The sequence below is a fragment of the Streptomyces sp. NPDC052016 genome (genome assembly GCF_044548445.1).
In the GTDB taxonomy this organism is placed as follows: domain Bacteria; phylum Actinomycetota; class Actinomycetes; order Streptomycetales; family Streptomycetaceae; genus Streptomyces.
Genome location: NZ_JBIUBX010000012.1, coordinates 69644 through 91802 on the forward strand (window position 1 = coordinate 69644; position 22159 = coordinate 91802).

General features: G+C 71.7%; 21 protein-coding genes. 16 read left to right on the forward strand and 5 right to left on the reverse strand.

Translation table 11 applies throughout. The features are described 5' to 3' along the window. Positions 1-2: 2 nt before the first annotated feature. A complete protein-coding gene (locus tag ACIHAR_RS16750) occupies positions 3-1175 on the reverse strand; it encodes a YihY/virulence factor BrkB family protein (protein WP_365465068.1) in 1173 nt (390 codons plus the stop codon). 143 nt (positions 1176-1318) lie between these two features. Here ACIHAR_RS16750 and ACIHAR_RS16755 point away from each other — a divergent pair, with 143 nt between their 5' ends. The 15 genes from ACIHAR_RS16755 to ACIHAR_RS16825 all read left to right on the forward strand — a co-directional run bounded on the left by ACIHAR_RS16755 (position 1319) and on the right by ACIHAR_RS16825 (position 16245). Then, entirely contained in the window at positions 1319-2953 is a 1635-nt protein-coding gene (locus ACIHAR_RS16755) for an acyl-CoA dehydrogenase family protein (RefSeq protein WP_365465065.1), read from the forward strand. Between the two features lie 301 nt (positions 2954-3254). Next, on the forward strand, positions 3255-4538 hold the full coding sequence (locus ACIHAR_RS16760) for a GAF domain-containing protein (protein ID WP_365465245.1): 1284 nt from the start codon (positions 3255-3257) through the stop codon (positions 4536-4538). Positions 4539-4719: 181 nt separating this feature from the next. Continuing rightward, entirely contained in the window at positions 4720-6015 is a 1296-nt protein-coding gene (locus ACIHAR_RS16765) for a hypothetical protein (RefSeq protein WP_400020019.1), read from the forward strand. 17 nt (positions 6016-6032) lie between these two features. After that, on the forward strand, positions 6033-6605 hold the full coding sequence (locus ACIHAR_RS16770; RefSeq protein ID WP_365465059.1) for a GNAT family N-acetyltransferase: 573 nt from the start codon (positions 6033-6035) through the stop codon (positions 6603-6605). A 141-nt stretch (positions 6606-6746) separates the two neighbouring features. Beyond that, positions 6747-6830 carry a putative leader peptide gene (locus tag ACIHAR_RS16775; protein ID WP_310591794.1) on the forward strand — a complete coding sequence of 28 codons (84 nt, stop codon included), beginning with the start codon at positions 6747-6749 and terminating at the stop codon, positions 6828-6830. 149 nt (positions 6831-6979) lie between these two features. Then, entirely contained in the window at positions 6980-8677 is a 1698-nt protein-coding gene (locus ACIHAR_RS16780) for a nitrite/sulfite reductase (protein ID WP_365465057.1), read from the forward strand. Further along, a complete protein-coding gene (locus tag ACIHAR_RS16785; RefSeq protein WP_365465054.1) occupies positions 8674-8853 on the forward strand; it encodes a hypothetical protein in 180 nt (59 codons plus the stop codon). The genes ACIHAR_RS16780 and ACIHAR_RS16785 overlap by 4 nt, the downstream gene beginning before the upstream one ends. Beyond that, positions 8850-9560: a phosphoadenylyl-sulfate reductase gene (locus ACIHAR_RS16790; protein ID WP_365465051.1), complete on the forward strand. Its 711-nt coding sequence runs from the start codon at positions 8850-8852 to the stop codon at positions 9558-9560. The genes ACIHAR_RS16785 and ACIHAR_RS16790 overlap by 4 nt, the downstream gene beginning before the upstream one ends. A gap of 65 nt (positions 9561-9625) precedes the next feature. Next, positions 9626-10186, forward strand: coding sequence for an adenylyl-sulfate kinase (gene cysC / locus ACIHAR_RS16795; RefSeq protein WP_365465242.1), 561 nt, complete (start codon positions 9626-9628; stop codon positions 10184-10186). Then, positions 10183-11118, forward strand: a complete 936-nt coding sequence (gene cysD, locus ACIHAR_RS16800; protein ID WP_365465048.1) for a sulfate adenylyltransferase subunit CysD — start codon at positions 10183-10185, stop codon at positions 11116-11118. The genes cysC and cysD overlap by 4 nt, the downstream gene beginning before the upstream one ends. A gap of 2 nt (positions 11119-11120) precedes the next feature. Continuing rightward, a complete protein-coding gene (locus tag ACIHAR_RS16805; RefSeq protein WP_400020022.1) occupies positions 11121-12455 on the forward strand; it encodes a sulfate adenylyltransferase subunit 1 in 1335 nt (444 codons plus the stop codon). 223 nt (positions 12456-12678) lie between these two features. Next, on the forward strand, positions 12679-13785 hold the full coding sequence (locus ACIHAR_RS16810; protein WP_400020023.1) for an aliphatic sulfonate ABC transporter substrate-binding protein: 1107 nt from the start codon (positions 12679-12681) through the stop codon (positions 13783-13785). Between the two features lie 36 nt (positions 13786-13821). Then, positions 13822-14607 (forward strand): ABC transporter ATP-binding protein, encoded by a 786-nt coding sequence (locus tag ACIHAR_RS16815; protein WP_365470838.1) that lies wholly within the window; start codon positions 13822-13824, stop codon positions 14605-14607. Further along, entirely contained in the window at positions 14594-15499 is a 906-nt protein-coding gene (locus ACIHAR_RS16820) for an ABC transporter permease (RefSeq protein WP_365470835.1), read from the forward strand. Before ACIHAR_RS16815 ends, ACIHAR_RS16820 begins: the two co-directional genes overlap by 14 nt. A gap of 5 nt (positions 15500-15504) precedes the next feature. Then, on the forward strand, positions 15505-16245 hold the full coding sequence (locus ACIHAR_RS16825; RefSeq protein WP_388748474.1) for a sirohydrochlorin chelatase: 741 nt from the start codon (positions 15505-15507) through the stop codon (positions 16243-16245). A gap of 408 nt (positions 16246-16653) precedes the next feature. Here ACIHAR_RS16825 and ACIHAR_RS16830 read toward each other — a convergent pair whose 3' ends face one another. The 3 genes from ACIHAR_RS16830 to ACIHAR_RS16840 all read right to left on the reverse strand — a co-directional run bounded on the left by ACIHAR_RS16830 (position 16654) and on the right by ACIHAR_RS16840 (position 18931). After that, a complete protein-coding gene (locus tag ACIHAR_RS16830; RefSeq protein WP_400020027.1) occupies positions 16654-17238 on the reverse strand; it encodes a TIGR03086 family metal-binding protein in 585 nt (194 codons plus the stop codon). 25 nt (positions 17239-17263) lie between these two features. Beyond that, positions 17264-18286: a ketopantoate reductase family protein gene (locus ACIHAR_RS16835; RefSeq protein ID WP_400020029.1), complete on the reverse strand. Its 1023-nt coding sequence runs from the start codon at positions 18284-18286 to the stop codon at positions 17264-17266. Positions 18287-18364: 78 nt separating this feature from the next. Next, on the reverse strand, positions 18365-18931 hold the full coding sequence (locus ACIHAR_RS16840) for a DUF1697 domain-containing protein (protein WP_365470824.1): 567 nt from the start codon (positions 18929-18931) through the stop codon (positions 18365-18367). 418 nt (positions 18932-19349) lie between these two features. On the opposite strand from ACIHAR_RS16840, the gene ACIHAR_RS16845 reads away from it, so the two are divergent. Further along, a complete protein-coding gene (locus ACIHAR_RS16845) occupies positions 19350-21614 on the forward strand; it encodes an MMPL family transporter (RefSeq protein ID WP_400020032.1) in 2265 nt (754 codons plus the stop codon). 126 nt (positions 21615-21740) lie between these two features. Here ACIHAR_RS16845 and ACIHAR_RS16850 read toward each other — a convergent pair whose 3' ends face one another. Next, positions 21741-22061, reverse strand: coding sequence for a hypothetical protein (locus ACIHAR_RS16850; protein WP_365470818.1), 321 nt, complete (start codon positions 22059-22061; stop codon positions 21741-21743). Positions 22062-22159: the final 98 nt, after the last annotated feature.

Genomic DNA, 22159 nt, shown 5'->3' on the forward strand with positions numbered 1-22159 from the left:
GGTCAGGTGTCGCCGGGTGGGGTTTCCTCGCCGGTGCCGTTGGCGTTGCTCTTGGGGGAGGTCTTGGCGTGGGTGCGCAGTCGGCCGGTGACGTCCTCGGGGGGCAGGAAGCGGGACCAGCGTTCGGGGAACTCGGACGGCATGTCGGGGTCGTCGGGGTCCTCGTGGGCGCGGGCCGCGGCCAGACGGGCGACGTACTCGGCGGCCTCCTCCTGGCGCAGCCGTTCGTTGGCGGCGCGGGCCGCGGCGGTGGCGGCGGCGGGCCAGACGCGGTCGATGGCGGCGTTCACGGCGGCTCCGACGAGGACGGCGAACGCGGAGACGCCGATCCACAGCAGGACGGCGACGGCGGCGGCGAGGGAGCCGTAGATGGTGGCGCCCTCGATGGTGTTCTGCAGGTAGATGCGCAGGAGGAAGCTGCCGAGCACCCACATCGCGAGGGCGACCAGGGCGCCGGGGACGTCCTCGATCCACGGGGAGCGGACGGGGACGGACACGTGGTAGAGGGTGGTCAGGAAGGCGATCGACAGGACGATGACGACCGGCCAGTACAGGACCTGGACGACCGTCGCCGACCAGGGCACGATCCGTACGACGGCGTCGGGGCCGGCGACCATCAGCGGCAGGGCGACGGATCCGATCAGCAGGGCCGCGATGAACAGCAGGAACGCGACCAGGCGGGTCTTGACGATGCCGCGGACGCCGTCGAGGCCGTACATGACGGTGATGGTGTCTATGAAGACGTTGACGGCGCGGGAGCCCGACCAGACGGCGAAGAGGAAGCCGATGGAGATGACGTCGGGGCGGCCGCCCTTCATGACGTCGTCGAGGATGGGCTGGGCGATCTGTGCGACGCCCTTGTCGGAGAGGACGGTGCGGGAGGCCTCGAGGAGGTTGGTCTCGAGGCTGCTGATGGTGTCGGTGCCGGTCCAGTCGTCGACGTAGCCGAGCAGGCCGATGAGGCTGAGGAGCAGGGGCGGCACGGACAGCAGGGTGAAGAAGGCGGCCTCGGCGGCGAGGCCGAGGATGCGGTACTCGATGCAGGAGTTGACGGTGTCCTTCAGGAGCAGCCAGGCGGTCCTGCGCTTGGAGACGTTGCGGTAGAGGGCACGCGCGCGGTGGAGACGCCCGGTGGGGCCCTCGAATCGCTCGGATGACTGACTTGCTGGCTGCACGTCCTAACGGTATCCGCCGTGTGAGGCTCGGCTCACCTCGGTGGGGCGTGCCGTCATGGTCGGCCGTGGGCGCGGGGCGCGTCGGGGCGGGCCGTGTCGTGTCCGGTGGTCATGAGCGGCGCGCCCGGGGGTACGTTCGCGGTATGGCAGGCAGCACGCACACCGTGACCAACCAGCCCCCTCCCCTGCTCGGGTACGACGTCTACGGCGCCGACCGGGCCCTGGTGGACGCCGTGGAACGGCATCTCGATCCGGGGCTGCTGGAGGAGGCGCGCAGTGAGCTGTCCGCGCTGGGCAGGGCGGCCGGGTCGGCGCAGCTCCACGAGTGGGCGATCCAGGCGAACGCGTATCCGCCGGTCCTGCACACGCACGACCGCTACGGCCATCGGGTCGACGAGGTCGAGTTCCATCCGGCCTGGCACCGGCTGCTGGGCAAGGGTGTGGGGGCGGGGCTGACGGCGGCGTGGGTGCGGCCGGGCGGGCATGTGCGGCGGGCGGCGGGGTTCGTGGTGTGGACGCAGGTGGAGGCGGGCAACGGGTGTCCGTTGTCGATGACCCATGCGGCGGTGCCGGCGCTGCGGGCGGATCCGGCGCTGGCCGCCGAGTGGGAGCCGCGGCTGACGTCGACGATCTACGAGCGCGAGATGCGGCCCGCCCACCTGAAGGCGGGGGTGCTGTTCGGGATGGGGATGACGGAGAAGCAGGGCGGCAGTGACGTCCGGGCGAACACGACGTCGGCGCGGCCGCTGGCGCAGGAGGGGACGTACGAGCTGACGGGGCACAAGTGGTTCTGTTCGGCGCCGATGTCGGACGCGTTCCTGGTGCTGGCGCAGGCGCCGGAGGGGCTGACCTGTTTCCTGGTGCCGCGGGTGCTGGAGGACGGCACGCGGAACGTGTTCCGGTTGCAGCGGTTGAAGGACAAGCTGGGCAACCGGTCGAACGCGTCGGCGGAGGTGGAGTTCGACGGGACGTGGGCGCGCCGCGTGGGTGAGGAGGGGCGTGGGGTGCGGACCATCATCGGGATGGTCGCGGCGACCCGGTTGGACTGTGTGCTGGGTTCGGCGGGGCTGATGCGGGCGGCCGTGGCGCAGGCGGCGCATCACTGTGCGTACCGGGAGGCGTTCGGCGGGAAGCTGCTCGACAAGCCGTTGATGCGGAACGTCCTCGCCGATCTCGCGCTGGAGTCGGAGGCGGCGACGGCGCTGGGGCTGCGGCTGGCGGCGGCTTATGACGACGGTGGTGAGCAGGAGCGGGCGCTGCTGCGGGTGGCGGTGCCGGCGGCGAAGTACTGGGTGACCAAGCGTTGTGCGCCGGTGGTGGTGGAGGCGGCGGAGTGTCTGGGGGGCAACGGGTACGTGGAGGAGTCGGGGATGCCGCGGCTGGTGCGGGAGTCGCCGTTGAACTCGGTCTGGGAGGGTGCGGGCAGTGTGCAGGCGCTGGATCTGCTGCGGGCGTTGCGGCGGGAGCCGCAGGCGCTGAACGCGTGTCTGCTGGAGGTGGGGCGGGCGCGGGGTGCGGATCACCGGCTGGACGCGGCGATCAAGGATCTGCTGACGGATCTGGCCGACCTGGAGGGTGCTGAGGCGAGGGCGCGGCGGCTGGCGGAGCGGTTCGCGCTGGTGCTGCAGGGGTCGTTGCTGGTCCGTTTCGCGCCGCCGGAGGTCGCCGACGCGTTCTGTGCGTCGCGGTTGGGCGGGGACTGGGGGGCGACGTTCGGGACGTTGCCGCGCAGTCTGGATCTCGGGGCGCTCGTGGAGCGGGCCCGGCCGGTGGCCTGACCTGGGCGGGGCGGGTGCGGGGGTGGTGCTGCGCCGACACGGCACCACCCCCGCCGCAATGGCCCTGCGAGGCCAGTAACGCCGCTCGGGACGGCGTGGGACAAGTTTCAAACATCGGGTGGATGTTGGCCAGGGTTGCAGGGGGTTGCAACGTGTTGGACTCGGTGTCCGGAGTGTGCCCCTCCGTGCTGCGTGGACGGCAAGATGGGTCCCTCGGTAAGACCGGAAACAGTCGGGTCGGGAGCTTGACATCCGGTTCTGTGCGTGTGTCCTGCGGGAGGCCCCAGTGGCGAAGTCGCCGATGAACGTGCCGCGGCTCGCGGCCGTCGACGCCGCGCGGGCGGCGCGGATGCTCAGTGAGGTGCGGGAGGCGAGGCTGGCCGGGCAGCGGGCGCGGATCGCGCCGCGTCCGGTGATCGAGCAGTCGTGGGAGCGGATGCTGCGCAGCGGCGTGGATCCGGATCACGATGTCAGGGCGGGGTTGCTGAGTGCCGAGGAGGTGCGGCGGCGGCGGGAGGAGTCGCCGCTGCGGGAGGTGCTGCCGGTGTTGCGTGAGGGGTTGCTGTCGGTGGCGGACGTCGCCCATCACATCATGGTGGTCGCCGACGAGGAGGGCCGGGTGCTGTGGCGGGAGGGCTGTTCCCCGGTGCTGCGGAAGGCCGACGGGCTGGGTTTCGAGCTGGGCGCGGACTGGGGGGAGGACGTCGTCGGCACGAACGGTGTGGGGACTCCGGCGGTGGTGCGCCGGCCGGTGCAGGTGTTCGCGGCCGAGCATTTCGTGCGTTCGCACGCGACGTGGACGTGTGCGGGTGCTCCGATCTCGGATCCGCGTGACGGCCGGCTGCTGGGTGTGGTGGATGTGAGCGGGCCGTTGGAGACGATGCATCCGGCGACGCTGGCCTGGGTCGACTCGGTGGCGAAGCTGGCCGAGGCGCGGCTGCGGGAGCTGCATCTGGGGTCGCTGGAGCGGTTGCGTGCGGTGGCGGCGCCGGTGCTCGCGCGGTTCGGTGGCCGGGCGGCGGTGGTGGACGCGTACGGGTGGACGGCGGCGGTGACGGGGATGCCGTACGTGAACCGGATCGCGTTGCCGAAGTCGCCTTCGCCGGGGCGCCGGTGGCTGCCGGCGCTGGGGTTGTGCTCGCTGGAGCCGTTGGCGGGTGGCTGGCTGGTGCGGGTGTCGGAGGGGGCGGCGGAGCCGATGGCGTCCGGGGGGACGCGGATCGTGCTGGATCTGACGCGGCCGCGCCGCTGGTCGGTGGCGGTGTCCGGTGGGGCGGGGTCGTGGTCGCACGAACTCAGTCCGCGGCACGCGGAGTTGCTGTATCTGCTGGCGGTGCACCGGGGTGGGCGCAGTGCGGCGGGGCTGGCGGGGGACGTGTTCGGTGACGGGGGGCGGACGGTGACGGTGCGGGCGGAGATGTCGCGGGTGCGGCGGTACCTCGGGGGGCTTTTGGAGCATCGCCCGTACCGGTTCCGGGAGGATGCGGAGGTGGAGGTGCTCCTTCCGGACGATCCGAGGGATCTGTTGCCGCACTCGGTCGCGCCTGCGGTGGCCGGGGCGCGGACGACGGATTCCGTACCGTAGGGCGGTCGGGTCATCCCTTTCGTGCCGTGTAGCGCCGTACGTCACGGCGTGTTCCGTACAACTGCGAGGTCTTCGTCCCGGGTTCGCGCGGACTGCCGTAGCATCCCCTGAGGGTCACCCCACCTGCTCCTCGGTCAACGTACGGATCGTCAGGCGCAGTTGGCCCGCCTCGGGAGGACGAATGAAGCATCGTGGCCGACATCGCAGGCGCCGACGGGGCAGGGCGGTGCGCGCGTTCCTGACCGGTACCGCGCTCGCGCTCACCGCCGCGGCGACCATGATCAGTGCTTCTCAGGCCACGGTCACGGACGGTCCGGGGGCGGTGAAGCCGCTGACCGCCTCCGCCGACAGGGAGGCGCTGCGGTTGTCGGAGCACCTGGTGCCGCAGGCCGCTCTGGACCGGCTCGCCGCGGAGATGGGTCCGCCGGTGGGGGTCGGCGCGGTGCTCGCCGGCGCGGACCGCACCCTGCGCGACGGGGCGCACTGCACGGACGAGGAGCGGTGGGCGCTGCCCGTCTCGCCGGCCGCCTCGCGGGCGTACTGCTGGAACGGCGCCGACACCGAGGGGTGGCAGCCGGGCGCGGTCACCACTTCGGGTGACGCGGACGACGACGGGCTGTGGGGCGCCCATCGGGTGATCCTGTCCGGCTGGTCGCGCGGCGGCGGCGGTCCGGCCGCGGGCCGGGGTCCGGCCCGGGTGGCGTTCGTCGACGCGGGCGACCTGGAGCGGCTCACCTACACCTGGGCGTTGCTCGCCGTGCCGGTGGACGGGGGCCGCGACTACCGGGGGCTGGTCTCCCCCGTGTCGGGCATGGCCTGGTACCAGGACAAGCTGCTGGTCACGGCCGACGAGGGCGGGCGGACCGCGCTGTACGTCTACGACGTGAACCGTGTCCAGCGGGCGACGGTGATCGGTGAGGCGGTCGGCCGGGTGCCGGGCGGCTGGTCGGCGCACGGCGCCCGGTACGTCCTGCCGGCGATCGCCTCCTACCGGCTGGGCGGCGGGCCGGACGCGCCGCACCCGACGGGTGTCTCCGTCGACCGCAGCACCGCTCCCGACACCCTGGTGGCCGGGGAGTGGACCCTCGACGGCGGGGACCGGGGTGCCCGGCTGTGGCGGTACGCCTTCGACACGGCGCCCGGCCGTGCCGGTTTCCTCGCCGCGGACGCCGCCGGGCGGGTCGGGGCGATCGAGGCGTACCGGACGGAGGCGACCGGGGTGCGGGGTGTGCTGGCGCACGAGGACGCCTGGTACCTGACGCAGGGGGCCGCCGGGGACGAGAGGCGGGGAAGGCTGTGGCGGCAGGATGCGGACGGTGCGCGGGCCGTGACGTGCGGCTCCGACGGCGCGTACGGCTGCTGGAGTCCCGGCACGGAGTCCCTCTCCTACTGGGCGGCGACCGGTGAGGTGTGGACGCAGTCCGGCCGTGTGCTGTTCTCGCTGCCCTTGGCCGCGATCGACAGATCAGCGGAGTAGATGATTCCCTGGCGAGCATGACCAACATCCCCGTGACCACGTGGTCCCTGGAGCAGACCGCGCCGGGCGACCTCCTGCCGGCGGCCGCGCCCGAGGGCGACGTCCGGATCGTCCGCTCCGAGGTGCCCTCGCCGGAGTTCAGCCGCTTCCTGTACGCCTCGGTGGGCGGTGACATCCGCTGGGTGGACCGGCTGGGCTGGAGCTACGCACGCTGGGAGGAGCATCTGGGGCGTCCGGGCGTGGAGACGTGGGTGGCGTACGACCGGGGCACCCCGGCCGGGTACGTGGAGCTCGACCCGCAGGACGACGGGGTCGTGGAGATCGTCTACTTCGGCCTGATTCCGGCGTTCCGGGGGCGGCGGATCGGCGGGCACCTGCTGTCGTACGGTGTCGCCCGCGCCTGGGATCTCGCGGACCGCTGGCCGGCGCTGTCGCAGACCAAGCGGGTGTGGCTGCACACGTGCAGCAAGGACGGCGAGTACGCCATGGACAACTATCTGCGCCGTGGTTTCAAGCTGTTCGACACGAAGGTGGAGGAGGAGGCCGAGGTGCCCACCCCGGGGCCCTGGCCGGGCGCGCACTCCGCCTGACATACCGCCTCTGACCTGCGCGGACAAGAGAACGCGCAGCTCATGTGACCGACAACACCCTTGTCTCATTCTTCGGGACAAGGGTGTCCACATGACGGATGAAGCTGGACTGTGTCCAGATCGCCATGACACGCTTCCGTCATGTCTGGAACTGGAATTGCCTTGGTGAGTCGGCGGCACGTCGACCTCGGCCGCATGTCCAGCGCCATCTGTCCGGCGCGCTGACGCTGCGTCCATCAGTGGCCGCGGGCCACGGAGCAGCACCGCCGACAGTCCCTTCCAGTCCCCCTGCGCAATGACGCGCAGGCATGCCTGCGCGCGCGTACGCGCAGGTCAGAGCCTCCCCCGTCGCTGTCCCGAAGGACGTATTCACCATGGCCGCCACCCCGCAGAACCCTGCCGCCTCCGCGCCCCGCCGCAAGGTGAGCCGTCACCGCGGCGAGGGTCAGTGGGCCGCGGGTCACTTCACCCCGCTCAACGGCAACGAACAGTTCAAGAAGGACGACGACGGTCTCAATGTGCGGACACGCATTGAGACGATCTACTCCAAGCGGGGCTTCGACTCGATCGACCCCAACGACCTGCGCGGCCGGATGCGCTGGTGGGGCCTGTACACCCAGCGCAAGCCCGGGATCGACGGCGGCAAGACCGCGATCCTGGAGCCGGAGGAGCTCGACGACGAGTACTTCATGCTGCGCGTCCGCATCGACGGCGGGGCGCTGACCACGCGGCAGCTGCGGGTCATCGGCGAGATCTCGCAGGAGTTCGCGCGCGGCACCGCCGACATCACCGACCGGCAGAACGTCCAGTACCACTGGATCCGCATCGAGGACGTGCCCGCGATCTGGGAGCGGCTGGAGGGTGTCGGCCTGTCGACGGTCACGGCCTGCGGCGACACCCCGCGCGTGATGATCGGCTCGCCCGTCGCCGGCATCGCCGAGGACGAGATCATCGACGCCACCCCCGCGCTGGAGGAGATGAAGCGCCGGGTCCTGAACAACCCGGCGTACTCCAACCTCCCCCGCAAGTTCAAGACGGCCATCTCGGGGTCGCCGCTGCTGGACGTGGTGCACGAGATCAACGACGTCGCGTTCGTCGGCGTCGTGCACCCCGAGCACGGCCCGGGCTTCGACGTGTGGGTCGGCGGCGGTCTGTCCACCAACCCCAAGCTGGGCGTGCGGCTGGGCACCTGGGTGCCGATCGACGAGGTCCCGGACGTCTACGAGGGCGTCATCTCGATCTTCCGCGACTACGGCTACCGCCGGCTGCGCAACCGCGCCCGGCTGAAGTTCCTCGTCGCCGACTGGGGTGCGGAGAAGTTCCGGCAGGTGCTGGAGGACGAGTACCTGGGCCGCAAGCTGGTCGACGGACCCGCCCCCGAGCAGCCGGTCCAGCAGTGGCGCGACCACATCGGCGTGCACCGGCAGAAGGACGGACGCTTCTACGTCGGTTTCGCCCCGCGGGTGGGACGCGTCGACGGCGCCACGCTCACCAAGATCGCCGACCTGGCGGAGGCCCACGGCTCGGGCCGGGTGCGCACCACCGTCGAGCAGAAGATGATCGTCCTCGACGTCGAGGAGGGCCAGGTCGACTCGCTCGTCGAGGGCCTGGAGGCGCTCGACCTCACCGCCCGGCCGTCCTCGTTCCGGCGCGGCACCATGGCGTGCACCGGCATCGAGTTCTGCAAGCTCGCCATCGTCGAGACCAAGCAGCGCGGCGCGCAGCTGATCGACGAACTGGAGCGCCGTCTGCCGGACTTCGACGAGCCCCTCACCATCAACCTCAACGGCTGCCCGAACGCCTGCGCCCGTATCCAGGTGGCGGACATCGGTCTCAAGGGCCAGCTCGTCCTCAACGACAAGGGCGAGCAGGTCGAGGGCTACCAGGTGCACCTGGGCGGCGCGCTCGGCCTGGACGCCGGCTTCGGCCGCAAGGTCCGTGGTCTGAAGGTGACCTCCGAGGAGCTCCCGGACTACGTCGAGCGCGTCCTGAAGCGGTTCCAGGCGGAGCGCGAGGACGGCGAGCGGTTCGCCACCTGGGCGGCCCGCGCGAGTGAGGAGGCCCTCTCATGAGCGAGCGGGCGGCGCCCTTCTACTGCCCGTACTGCGGCGACGAGGACCTCCGGCCGAGCGAGGAGGGTCACGGCGCCTGGGAATGCGGTGCGTGCAACCGCGCATTCCGGCTGAAGTTCCTCGGGCTGCTGGCCCGGGGCGTTCAGCGCACCGACACGGGAGGGGACCGGATATGACGGCGGTTCAGCAAGACCGCGGCACCGAGGAGTTGAAGGCGCTCGCCGAGCAGGCGGGACGCGACCTGGAGGACGCCTCCGCACTCGAGATCCTCCAGTGGGCCGTGGACACCTTCGGCCGGGAGTTCTGCGTGACCTCCTCCATGGAGGACGCGGTGGTCGCGCACCTGGCGTCGCGCGTCATGAAGGGCGTGGACGTGGTGTTCCTCGACACCGGCTACCACTTCCCCGAGACGATCGGCACCCGCGACGCCGTCGAGGCCGTGATGGACGTCAACGTCATCACCCTCACCCCGCGCCGGACGGTGGCCGAGCAGGACGCCGAGTACGGGCCGAAGCTGCACGACCGCGATCCCGACCTGTGCTGCAAACTCCGCAAGGTGCAGCCACTGGAGGAGGGCCTCAAGGGCTACCGGGCGTGGGCGACCGGGCTGCGCCGCGACGAGTCCCCGACCCGGGCGAACACCCCGGTCGTCGGCTGGGACGAGAAGCGGCAGAAGGTCAAGATCTCCCCGATCGCGCGCTGGACCCAGGACGACGTGGACGCCTACGTCGCCGAGCACGGCGTCCTCACCAACCCCCTGCTGATGGACGGCTACACCTCCGTCGGCTGCGCCCCCTGCACCCGCCGGGTCCTGGAGGGCGAGGACGCGCGCGCCGGCCGCTGGGCGGGCCGGGCGAAGACCGAGTGCGGGCTGCACGGATGACGAGGACCACCGCCGCTCACACGACGTCCACAGCTCCGGCTGTTACTGATGTTGTTACCGATGCGATCACTGCGACCCAGGAGAATCACGTGACGACCGGAGCCACCGTATGGCTCACGGGTCTGCCGAGTGCCGGCAAGACCACCATCGCGTACGAGCTGGCCGGCCGGCTGCGCGAGGAGGGCCACCTCGTCGAGGTGCTCGACGGCGACGAGATCCGCGAGTTCATCTCGGCGGGCCTCGGCTTCAGCCGCGAGGACCGGCACACCAACGTCCAGCGCATCGGCTTCCTCGCCGACCTGCTCGCCCGCAACGGCGTCAAGGCGCTGGTGCCGGTGATCGCGCCGTACGCCGACAGCCGCGACGCGGTCCGCAAGCGGCACGAGGCGAGCGGGACGGCGTACCTGGAGGTGCACGTGGCGACCCCGGTCGAGGTGTGCAGCGAGCGGGACGTCAAGGGCCTGTACGCCAAGCAGGCGGCGGGCGAGCTGACCGGCCTGACCGGCGTCGACGACCCGTACGAGGCGCCCGAGTCGCCGGATCTGCGGATCGAGTCGCAGGACCAGACCGTGCAGGAGTCCGCGGCGTCGGTGTACGCGCTGCTCAGCGAAAGGGGACTGGTGTGACGACCGTCGTCAAGGCCGGAGAGGGCACGACGAGCCCGTACGCCCTCAGCCACCTCGACTCCCTGGAGTCGGAGGCGGTGCACATCTTCCGCGAGGTGGCGGGCGAGTTCGAGAACCCGGTGATCCTGTTCTCCGGCGGCAAGGACTCGATCGTCATGCTGCACCTGGCGCTGAAGGCGTTCGCGCCGGCGCCGGTGCCCTTCTCGCTGCTGCACGTGGACACCGGGCACAACTTCCCGGAGGTCATCGAGTACCGCGACCGCACGGTGGCCCGGCACAACCTGCGGCTGCACGTCGCCTCGGTGCAGGACTACATCGACCGGGGTGTGCTGAAGGAGCGTCCGGACGGAACCCGCAACCCGCTGCAGACCCTGCCGCTGACGGAGAAGATCCAGTCGGAGAGGTTCGACGCGGTCTTCGGCGGCGGCCGCCGCGACGAGGAGAAGGCCCGGGCGAAGGAGCGGGTGTTCTCGCTCAGGGACGAGTTCTCCCAGTGGGACCCGCGCCGTCAGCGTCCCGAGCTGTGGAACCTGTACAACGGGCGGCACGCGCCCGGCGAGCACGTCCGTGTGTTCCCGCTGTCCAACTGGACCGAGCTGGACGTCTGGCAGTACATCGCCCGCGAGGGCATCGAGCTCCCGGAGATCTACTTCGCGCACGAGCGGGAGGTGTTCAGCCGCAACGGCATGTGGCTGACCGGCGGTGAGTGGGGCGGCCCCAAGGACGGCGAGACCGTCGAGAAGCGGCTCGTCCGCTACCGGACCGTAGGTGACATGTCCTGCACCGGTGCCGTCGACTCCGACGCGGTGACGCTGGAGCAGGTCATCGCCGAGATCGCCGCGTCCCGGCTGACCGAGCGCGGCGCCACCCGCGCCGACGACAAGCTCTCCGAGGCCGCGATGGAAGACCGCAAGCGCGAAGGGTACTTCTAAGCATGAGCACGACCACGACCGAGGAGCTCTCGGCCACGACCCTGCTGCGGTTCGCCACCGCCGGCTCCGTCGACGACGGCAAGTCCACGCTCGTCGGACGGCTGCTGCACGACTCCAAGTCGATCCTCACCGACCAGCTGGAGGCCGTGGAGCGCGCCTCCGCCAGCCGCGGCGCGGAAGGCCCCGACCTGGCACTGCTCACCGACGGCCTGCGGGCCGAACGCGAGCAGGGCATCACCATCGACGTGGCCTACCGCTACTTCGCCACGCCCCGGCGCCGGTTCATCCTCGCCGACACGCCCGGCCACGTGCAGTACACCCGCAACATGGTGACGGGCGCCTCCACGGCCGAGCTGACGGTGATCCTGGTCGACGCCCGCAACGGCGTCGTCGAGCAGACCCGCCGGCACGCGGCGATCGCCGCCCTGCTGCGCGTCCCGCACGTCGTGCTCGCCGTGAACAAGATGGACCTGGTCGACTACCAGGAGTCCGTGTTCGCCGCGATCGCCCAGGAGTTCACGGCGTACGCCACCGAACTGGGCGTGCCGGAGGTCACCGCGATCCCGATCTCGGCGCTCGCCGGGGACAACGTGGTGGAGCCGTCCGCCCACATGGACTGGTACGGCGGCCCGACCGTCCTGGAGCACCTGGAGACCGTCCCGGTCAGCCACGACCTGGCGCACTGCCACGCCCGGCTGCCCGTGCAGTACGTGATCCGGCCGCAGACCGCCGAGCACCCCGACTACCGCGGCTACGCGGGCCAGATCGCCGCCGGCACCTTCCGCGTCGGCGAGGCGGTCACCGTCCTGCCGTCCGGGCGGACGTCGACGATCGCCGGGATCGACCTGCTGGGCGAGCCGGTCGACGTGGCGTGGACGACGCAGTCGGTGACCGTGCTGCTGGCGGACGACATCGACGTCTCGCGCGGCGACCTGATCGTGCCGAGCAAGGACGCGCCGGCCACCACGCAGGACGTGGAGGCCACCGTGTGCCACGTCGCCGACCAGCCGCTGACCGTCGGCCACCGGGTGCTGCTCAAGCACGGCACCCGCACGGTCAAGGCGATCGTCAAGGACATCCCGTCGCGCCTCACGCTCGACGACCTGTCCCTGCACCCGCACCCGGGACAGCTCGTCGCCAACGACATCGGCCGGGTGAAGATCCGCACCGCGGAGCCGCTGCCGGTCGACTCCTACGCCGACTCGCGCCGTACGGGCTCGTTCATCCTGATCGACCCCAGCGACGGCACCACGCTCACCGCGGGCATGGTGGGCGAGTCGTTCGCCTCCCCTGAGCCGGTCAAGGACCACTCCGAGGACGACGGGTGGGACTTCTGAGGATGAACTCCACCGACTACTTCTCGACGTTCGCGAAGGAGGGCGGCCGCGTCGGCAGCGGCGCCCGCGGCAGCGGGCAGGGCGGGGTCGCGCGATGTGGGCGGTGACGTACGCGCACTGCCCGCGCGCCCGCACCCCCCACCGCCGCAAGCGACGACCTGCCGACCTCCCGGCCACGACCTGAGAGACCGTGACCGCCGGGCCACCGAGAGGAACACCTCCCGTGCCTGCCTCATCGAGCCTGCGCCGCGCCTTCGCGGTGCTGGCCGCGCTCCCGCTGCTGATCCTCGCCGCCTGCGGGTACGGCTCCCAGGCGGACGACACCGCATCCGCCCAGAAGGTCGCGGCCGGGGCGGAGAAGATCGACGGTCTCGACTCCGTGAAGATCGGCTACTTCGCCAACCTGACCCACGGGACCGCCCTCGTCGGCGTGAACAAGGGCTTCTTCCAGAAGGCGCTCGGCGCCACCCAGGCCAAGTACCAGAGCTTCAACGCCGGACCGTCCGAGATCGAGGCCCTGAACTCGGGTTCCATCGACATCGGCTGGATCGGCCCGTCCCCGGCGATCAACGGCTACACCAGGGCCGAGGGCAAGAACCTGCGGATCATCGGCGGTTCGGCGTCCGGCGGGGTGAAGCTCGTCGTGAACCCCGACAGGATCACGTCCCTGAAGGACGTCAAGGGCAAGAGGATCGCGACCCCGCAGCTCGGCAACACGCAGGACGTGGCCTTCCTCAACTGGGTGGCGGAGCAGGGCTGGAAGGTCGACGCGGAGAGCGGCAAGGGCGACGTGTCGGTCGTCCGCACCGACAACAAGGTCACCCCGGACGCCTACCGGTCCGGCTCCATCGACGGCGCGTGGGTGCCGGAGCCGACCGCGTCCAAGCTGGTCGCCGAGGGCGCGAAGGTGCTCCTCGACGAGGCGACGCTGTGGCCGGACGGGAAGTTCGTGATCACGAACATCATCGTGCGGCAGGACTTCCTGGAGGAGCACCCCGAGGCGGTCGAGGCGGTGCTGAAGGCGTCGGTCGAGACCAACAAGTGGATCAACGCCGACCCGGAGGCGGCGAAGGCCGCGGCGAACGCCCAGCTGAAGGCGGACTCCGGCAAGGAACTGCCCGCGGAGGTGCTGGACCCGGCGTGGACGTCGATCCGGTTCACCGACGACCCGCTGGCCGCCACCCTCGACACCGAGGCGCGGCACGCGGTCGAGGCAGGTCTGCTGGAGGACCCGCTGCTGAAGGGCATCTACGACCTCACGCTCCTGAACAAGGTCCTCGCGGCCGAGGGTGAGAGCACCGTCGACGACGCCGGTCTCGGCGCCGAGTAACCCCGAAGTCGGAAGAGATCCCAGGAGGTGACGACCATGGCCACGACCCTCGCCAAGGCGGACAGCGCCGAGTCGGTGGAGTACGCCGCCCGCATCGACCACGTATCGAAGTCCTTCGCCGGGCCCGCAGGGCAGCAGCTCGTCCTGGACGACATCAGCCTCGATGTCGCGCCGGGCGAGTTCGTCACCCTGCTGGGGGCCTCCGGCTGCGGCAAGTCGACGCTGCTGAACCTGGTGGCGGGGCTCGACCGGCCCACCGCCGGCTCCATCAGCACCGACGGGCGTCCGGCTCTGATGTTCCAGGAGCACGCCCTGTTCCCGTGGCTGACCGCGGGCAAGAACATCGAGCTCGCCCTGAAGCTCGGCGGAGTACCGAAGAACGAACGCCGCGACCGCGCCGAGGAACTCCTCGAACTGGTCCGGCTGAAGGGCTCCTACGGCAAGCGGGTGCACGAGCTGTCCGGCGGTATGCGCCAGCGGGTGGCGATGGCCCGCGCGCTCGCCCAGGACGCCCGGCTGCTGCTGATGGACGAGCCGTTCGCGGCGCTCGACGCCATCACACGGGACGTGCTGCACGACGAACTGACCCGGATCTGGGAGGAGACCGGACTGTCGGTGCTGTTCGTCACGCACAACGTGCGGGAGGCGGTGCGGCTCGCGCAGCGCGTCATCCTGCTGTCCTCCCGGCCGGGCCGGGTGGCCCGCGAGTGGACGGTCGGCATTCCGCAGCCGCGCCGCATCGAGGACGCGCCCGTGGCCGAACTGTCCCTGGAGATCACCGAAGTCCTGCGTGGGGAGATCCGCCGTCATGGCCAGCACTGAGACGAAGACGACGGACGCCCCGGCCGGAGGCGACCAGAAAGTCGCCTCGGTGGAGGCGGGCCTGGACGCCCTGGAGACCGGCGTCGTCACCCGTACGCCGTTCCGGCAGACGTTCACCAACAAGATCCTGCCGCCGATCATCGCGATCGCGGTGGTCCTGGTGGTCTGGCAGTCGCTGATCACCTTCGGAGTCGTCGACGATCCGACCAAGCTGCCCTCGCCGGCCGATGTGGGAGGCGAGTTCCGGGAAGCGTGGCTGGAGGGCAGGCTCCTCGACTACATCTGGACCAGCGTCTCGCGCGGTCTGCTGGGCTTCCTGCTGGCGCTCGCCATCGGCACCCCGCTGGGCCTGCTGGTCGCCCGGGTGAAGTTCGTGCGCGCGGCCATCGGGCCGATCCTGTCCGGACTGCAGTCGCTGCCGTCGGTGGCGTGGGTGCCGCCGGCCGTGATCTGGCTGGGCCTGAACAACTCGATGATGTACGCGGTGATCCTGCTCGGCGCGGTGCCGTCCATCGCCAACGGTCTGGTCTCCGGCATCGACCAGGTGCCGCCGCTGTTCCTGCGGGCGGGCCGCACGATGGGCGCGACCGGTCTGAAGGGCGCCTGGCACATCGTGCTCCCGGCCGCGCTCCCCGGCTACCTGGGCGGGCTGAAGCAGGGCTGGGCCTTCTCCTGGCGCTCGCTCATGGCGGCGGAGATCATCGCCTCGTCGCCCGATCTGGGCATCGGGCTGGGCGCCCTGCTGGAGAACGGCCGCAACGCCAGCTCCATGGCGATGGTGTTCGAGGCGATCATCCTGATCCTGTTCGTCGGCATCGCCATCGACCTGCTGATCTTCAGCCCGCTGGAGCGGCGCGTGCTGCGCGGCCGGGGCCTGCTGGTGAAGGGCTGAGTCCCATGCGCACCAGGCCGGTTCTCCTCGTCATCGCCCACGGCAGCCGTGACCCGCGGCACGCCGCGACCGTGCACGCCCTCGTGCGGAGCGTGCGGTCGCTGCGGCCGGGCCTGCGGGTGGAGACCGGGTTCCTCGACTTCAACGTCCCCTCGGTGCAGGGGGTGCTGGAGTCCCTGGCGGCGGAGGGCGTCCGGGACGTCGTTGCCCTCCCCCTCCTGCTGACGCGCGCCTTCCACGCGAAGGCCGACATCCCGGCGGTCCTGCGGGACGCGCCGCCGCAGCTGCGGATCCGTCAGGCGGAGGTCCTGGGCCCGTCCCCGCTGCTGCTGACCGCCCTGGAACGGCGGTTGTACGAGGCGGGGCTGACGCCCGCCGACAAGTCCTCGACCGGGGTCGTGCTGGCCTCGGCGGGGTCCTCCGACCCGGAGGCGATCGCGGTGATCGCCGACATCGCGCGGGAGTGGTGGCACACCGGTTGGTGCGCCGTGCGGCCCGCGTTCGCCTCCGCATCCCTTCCGCGCACCGAGGACGCGGTGCGCGAACTGCGGGAGATGGGCTGCTCGAGGGTGGCGGTGGCCCCCTACGTCCTGGCCCCCGGCTTCCTGCCGGACCGCATCGCGCGCGGCGCGGCCGACGCGGACGTCCTCGCCGAGGTGCTCGGCCCGGCCCCCGAGGTGGCGCGGGTGCTGTTGGAGCGGTACGACGAGGCCCGCGTGCCCCGGCTGGCCGCCCTCGGCGCCTGAGGCCGCCCTGTCCCTCCGGCCCTCGTGGGGTCGCGGGGCTGGGCACGCACAACGGCGGAGCAACGGGGGCGGCCCGCGACCCGCGCCGACGCGTGAGACGAGCGGCGGGGGATGGGACCGCCGGCGCGCGCCGGTCAACGCCCCCAGCCGCACGGATCCTCGCCTGTAACGCCGCACGTCGCGGCCTCACCCGTCACGCCCCCAGCCGCGCGTCCCCGCCCGTCACGCCCGCGGCCGCGGACCCCCGCCCGGTCACGCCCCAGCCCCGGACCCCCGCCCGTCACGCCTCCGTCGCCCCGTTGCGAATCCCGCCCGTCACGCCCGCGGCCGCGGCCCCCCGGCCGTCACGCCCCCAGCCGCGCATCCCCGCCCGTCACGCCCCCGTCGCCCCGTTGCGAATCCCGCCCGTCACGCCCCCAGTCGCGGATCCCGTCCGCTCGCCGCCAGTGCCCGCTCGAACACCGGCGCGTCGGCCGGGACCGCTACCGGGGCGGCGAAGCCGTCGTACTGGCGGTAGAGGTCGGCGTGGCGCTCGACGACGTCGAGGACGAGGCCGGCGGCGGCGTCCGAGACGTGGAAGGTCTGACCGGTGGTGACGGCCACGTCCCAGCCGTGGACGGCCATCTCCTTGATGATCATCCCGGCCAGGTCGGCGGCCGGCAGCGCAGCGGGCCCGAGGTCGACCTCGCCCTCCCAGACCTCCGGGTCGGCCCACGCGTCGACCGCGCGGTCGAGCTGGGCGGCGTAGGCGGCGGGCCAGCCGGGGTCGGCGGTGAAGTCGCGGGCGACCAGGTCCTCGGGGAGCTGCTGGCGCAGGGCGCGGTGCTCCAGGCCGTGGGAGGTGTAGAGGACCCAGTGGTTGACCAGGGCGCGCAGGTCCCAGTCGGTGCAGTGGGTGGGTTCGTTCAGGCGGGCCGCCGGGACGCCGCGCGCGACGCGCGCCGCCTCGGCCGCACATTCGGACATGTACCGGTGCGTCTCGTCGTACTTCATGCCCCTCACGCTAGGAGCGGCGCGCTCAGGGCTCTTGAACAAACGCGACAGCCTCGTCGGCCAGCCGGACCAGTTCCCGCACCGGCAGCGAGCCGGGAGCCCGGCGCTCCCGCGCGAACGCGTTGGCGAGCCGTTGCAGCAGCTCGTTCAGCGGTGTCGGTACGCCGTGCAGGCGGCCGAGCAGCACGATCTCGCCGTTGAGGTGGTCGGCCTCGATGCTGCCGGCGCCACGGCTCAGGGACTGCCAGGAGGAGCCGCCGCCGCGCCGGACACCCTCCAGCGGCACCAGGGTGACCTTGTCGCCCCGGGCGGCCGCCTGCTCCTCGGCGCCGGCGTACGCGATCCCGGCGGCCCGCAGTACGGCCTCCCCCTCGGCCCGCACCCGCCGGTACAGGGCGGCGGCCTCCTCGCCGTCGACGGGACCGCTCACCGCCTCCAGGGTGTTGCCCAGGTTGGACAGCAGTTTGGCGTACTGCCAGCGCGCCACGTCCGGGACGACCGGCGCCTCGAAGTGCGCCTTCTCCAGGTCGGCGGCGACACGGCGCACGGTGTCGTCGGTGCCGTGCGGGTGGCGGCCGAGGTGGAGGACGCCGGTGAGGGGGCTGCCGGCGGCGGAGACGACGCCGGGTTCGACGTGGGTGGCGGGCAGCCAGACGCAGACGCCGTAGACGTGCCGGAAGCGGCGCAGGGCCAGGCGCTGGCTCTCCACGCCGTTCTGCGCGCAGACCAGCGGCAACCGCTCGGCCGCCGTGCCGCCGCCCTCGACCGGCGCCGGACCCCACGCCTGGAGGGCCGCCTCGCTGTCCTGCGTCTTGACCGCGAGGACCAGGACGTCGTCGGCGCGCAGGGTGCCGAGCGCCTCGGGTCCGTCGGCGACGGGCAGCCGGAACGTCAGTTCGCCCTCCGGCACCCTCAGCCGCAGCCCGTCCTCGCGCAGCGCCGCGTGGTGCGCGCCGCGCGCGACGAGCACGACCTCCTGCCCCGCCTGCGCGAGCCGCCCGCCGACGGTCCCACCGACCGCCCCTGCCCCGATGATGATGTAGCGCATGGGGCGAGCCTCGCACACCTGTGCGCGGGCCCCCGCCCGGATGGCCGAATGTCCTGACGTGAGCCCTGGGCCGCGCCTTCAGGCAGTCCCCTCCGTCGCCCCTCGCGTCATCTCCACCAGCTTGACCACGGTGTTCCAGTTGCGGGTGGTGGCGATCAGGTTCTTGTTCACCCGGGGCCGGGACAACTGCTCGGCGAGTTTGGAGCGGCCCAGCCCGTCGGGGGCGTACAGGTACAGGGCGCGGTCGCCGAGGCGGAACTCCTCGGGGAGGTGGGCGGCCCGGTCGATGCCCGCGAAGCGGTCCGGCTCGACAGGGACGGAGAAGTAGGTGACGTGCAGCTGCTTCGCCTGCAGGTCGGCGGCCGGGAACGGGCAGGCCTCGGCGACGGCCTTCAGGTAGGCGTGGTCGCGGACGATCACGTCGACGGCGAAGCCGAACTGCTTCTCGATCGCCCGGGTGATCTCCCGGGCGAGACCGTCCTCGTCGCCGTGGCCGGAGGTGAAGACGGCCTGGCCGCTCTGGAGGTAGGTGCGCACGTCGTCGTGGCCGAGGCCCTCGAGGAGGGCGCGCAGGGCGGCCATCGGGAGCTTCCTGGCGCCGCCCACGTTGATGCCGCGCAGCAGCGCCGCGTACGTCGTCGTCATCCGCACACGATAGGGCGGCCGTCGTGCCCCGTGGGGGCGGGCACGACGGCCGCGACCCCGGGCCACGGGGGCTGGGGTCGTCCGAAACTCTCGTCGATCGGCGGCGCCCGGATCAACTTCTCCCCGCGCCCTGTGACTTGATCGACAAGGTTGCGTAATGACATATGTCGACAAGGCGAGCGCCGCCCGAGGAGCCGGGCGGCTGCCTCGCTTCCCTGATCACGATCCCCGAGATCCTCGAAATAGATGTAAGGGGCCATCTCCTCCCCAGCGGTGACACGGCGGCGTACGAGGGGAGGACCCGGGCGGCCCGGACTTCACCGGGCAGCACGACGAGATGGTTTTATGCGGCCCATACCTTCGAAGCGAAAGGTGGCCGCAGGGGGCCGCCACCACACCTCGAGGGGGAAAGCCCGTCATGGGGAACGGAGATTCGCGGGTGCGGGGCATCGCCGCGCGGGCCGGCGGCTGGAGTGCCCGGCATCGTTGGGCGGCCGTCGGCATATGGGTGCTGTTCGTCGTCCTGGCGATGGGGCTCGGGTCGGCGGCCGGCCGGGTCGACGTCAAGGACAGCGACCAGCTCAAGGGAGAGACGCACACCGCCGCCAAGATCATTGAGGACGCCGGGATCGAGGAGCCCGCGAGCGAGACCGTCCTCGTCCAGGCGAAGGGTGACGGTCTGAAGGCGACGGACACCGAGTTCCGGCAGGCCGTCGAGGCGGTCGTCGAGGCCGTCGAGGCGACCGGCAAGGTCGCCGACGTCACCTCGCCGTACGACACGCGGACCATCTCCGAGGACGGCCGCAGCGCGCTGGTGCAGTTCGACATCACCGGCGACTCCGACACCGCGGCCGAGCGGGTGGAGCCGGTCCTGAAGGCCGTCGAGGGCGTGCAGAAGGAGCACGAGTCGCTGCGGATCGAGGAGATCGGCGGCGCCAGCATGATGAAGACGTTCGACGAGGCGTTCGGGGACGACTTCAAGAAGGCCGAGTACTCCGCGGTGCCGGTTGCCCTCGGCATTCTGCTCATCGCCTTCGGCGCGCTGGTGGCCGCGCTGCTGCCGGTGCTGCTGGCGATCACCGCGATCATGGCGACGATGGGCCTGATGGGCGTCGTCAGCCACGTCATGCCGATGAGCGACACCGCGAACTCCGTGATGCTGCTGGTGGGTCTGGCCGTCGGCGTCGACTACTGCCTGTTCTACCTGCGCCGGGAGCGTGAGGAGCGGGCCGCCGGCCGGGACCCGCAGACCGCCCTGCGGATCGCCGCAGCGACCAGTGGCCGCGCGATCGTCGTCTCCGGTGTCACGGTGTGCGTGGCGATGGCGGGCATGCTCTTCACCGGTCTCGCCGAGTTCGAGGCGATGGGCCTGGCCTCGCTGATGGTCGTCGCCGTCGCCATGGTCGGTTCGGTGACCGTGCTGCCCGCGCTGCTGTCCCTGCTGGGCGAGCGCGTCGAGAAGGGCAAGATCCCCTACCTGCACCCGGAGAGCCGGCTCCGCCGCAACCGTGGGCGCGGCAACCGCGAGAGCCGGTTCTGGACGGCCGTGCTCAAGGGCGTGCTCGCGCGTCCCGTCGTCTCGGTCGCCGTGGCGACCGGCGCGCTGCTCGCGATCGCGGCTCCCGCACTCGGCATGAAGACGCAACAGCTCACCCTGGACAAGGAGTTCGGCGACTCGCTGCCGATCGTCCAGACGTACAACCGGCTCAACGAGGCGTTCCCGGGCGGTTCCGAGCCGGCCGAGGTGGTCGTCAAGGCGGACGACATCAACGCGCCCGAGGTGAAGTCCGCGCTCGCCGACTTCCGTGAGCAGGCGATCAGTTCGGGTGCCTCGCGCGGTCCGGTCGAGATCAAGCTGCACGACGCGCAGAACATGGCCTTCGTGTACGTGCCGCTGGTCGGCGGCTCCGACCTGGACAAGGCGGGCGCGAGCCTGGACACGCTGCGCGACGAGGTGCGCCCCGCGACGCTCGGGAAGGTCGACGGCCTCGACGCGCCGATCACCGGGCAGGTGGCCGGTTCGAAGGACTTCAACGACCAGTTGGCCGGAGCCGTCGTCCCGGTCTTCGCCTTCGTCGTGGTCTTCGCCTTCGGTCTGATGCTGCTGTCGTTCCGCTCGCTGACGATCGCGCTCACCTCGATCGTGCTGAACCTGCTGTCGGTGGGTGCGGCCTACGGCATCCTCGTGGGGGTCTTCCAGCACGGCTGGGGCGCTTCCCTGGTGGGCGCGGAGGGCGTCGGCGCCATCATCACCTGGCTGCCGCTGTTCCTCTTCGTCATCCTGTTCGGCCTGTCGATGGACTACCACGTGTTCGTGGTCTCCCGGATCCGCGAGGCACGGCTGCGGGGCCGCACGACGAAGGACGCGATCGCGCACGGCGTGGTCACCACGGCGGGTGTGGTCACCAGCGCCGCCGTCATCATGGTCGCCGTGTTCGCGATCTTCGGGACGCTGTCCATGCAGTCCATGAAGCAGATGGGCGTGGGCCTCGCGGCCGCCGTCCTGATCGACGCGACGATCATCCGGGGCGTACTGCTCCCGGCGGTGATGGCGCTGCTCGGCGAGCGCAACTGGTACCTGCCGAAGTGGCTGCACCGGCTGCCCGACCTCACCCACGACGAGTCGCCGGAGGCGGTCGCGCCGACGGCACGGGACGACGAGGGTGAACCGGTGAGGGTCTGACCCCGCCGGCGAGGGTCTGAACCCTCGGGCGCCGAGGGCCCGTTGACCTCACGGGGGTGGTCAACGGGCCCTCGCGTGCGCCGTGACGGCGGGCCCGGCCCCCGAGGCCGGCGTCGCACCGGCTCGCTAGGCGGCCGGGGTGCGGACCTCCAGGACGTCCGCGTCACAGCGCACGATCTCCAGTACCCGGCCCGCACGCCCGTCCTCGAAGGACACCTCGACACGGCGGTCCCCCACCTGCCGCCAGCGGCCGCGCACCGTGTCCGGGGCGTCCCCGCGCCCCACGGGGTGGTCGACGAAGGTGCCGTCGGGGGCGAACTCCATACCTCGGCGGCCACGCGCCGGAGGGAAGGGGTGATCGGCGGGCCGGTAAACCATCACGTCGCCGTGGTCCTCCTCGTAGGAGTGCAGCCAGGACCGGAACAGGTCCGCCGGGAGCTCTCGCATGGGGCGGTACCCCCTTGCCACCTCGGGATCGGTTGGCGGATTCATGCCTGTTTGCCTAGAATTTTCAGTGTATGGGCTCAGGGGCAGTCGGCAAGCGC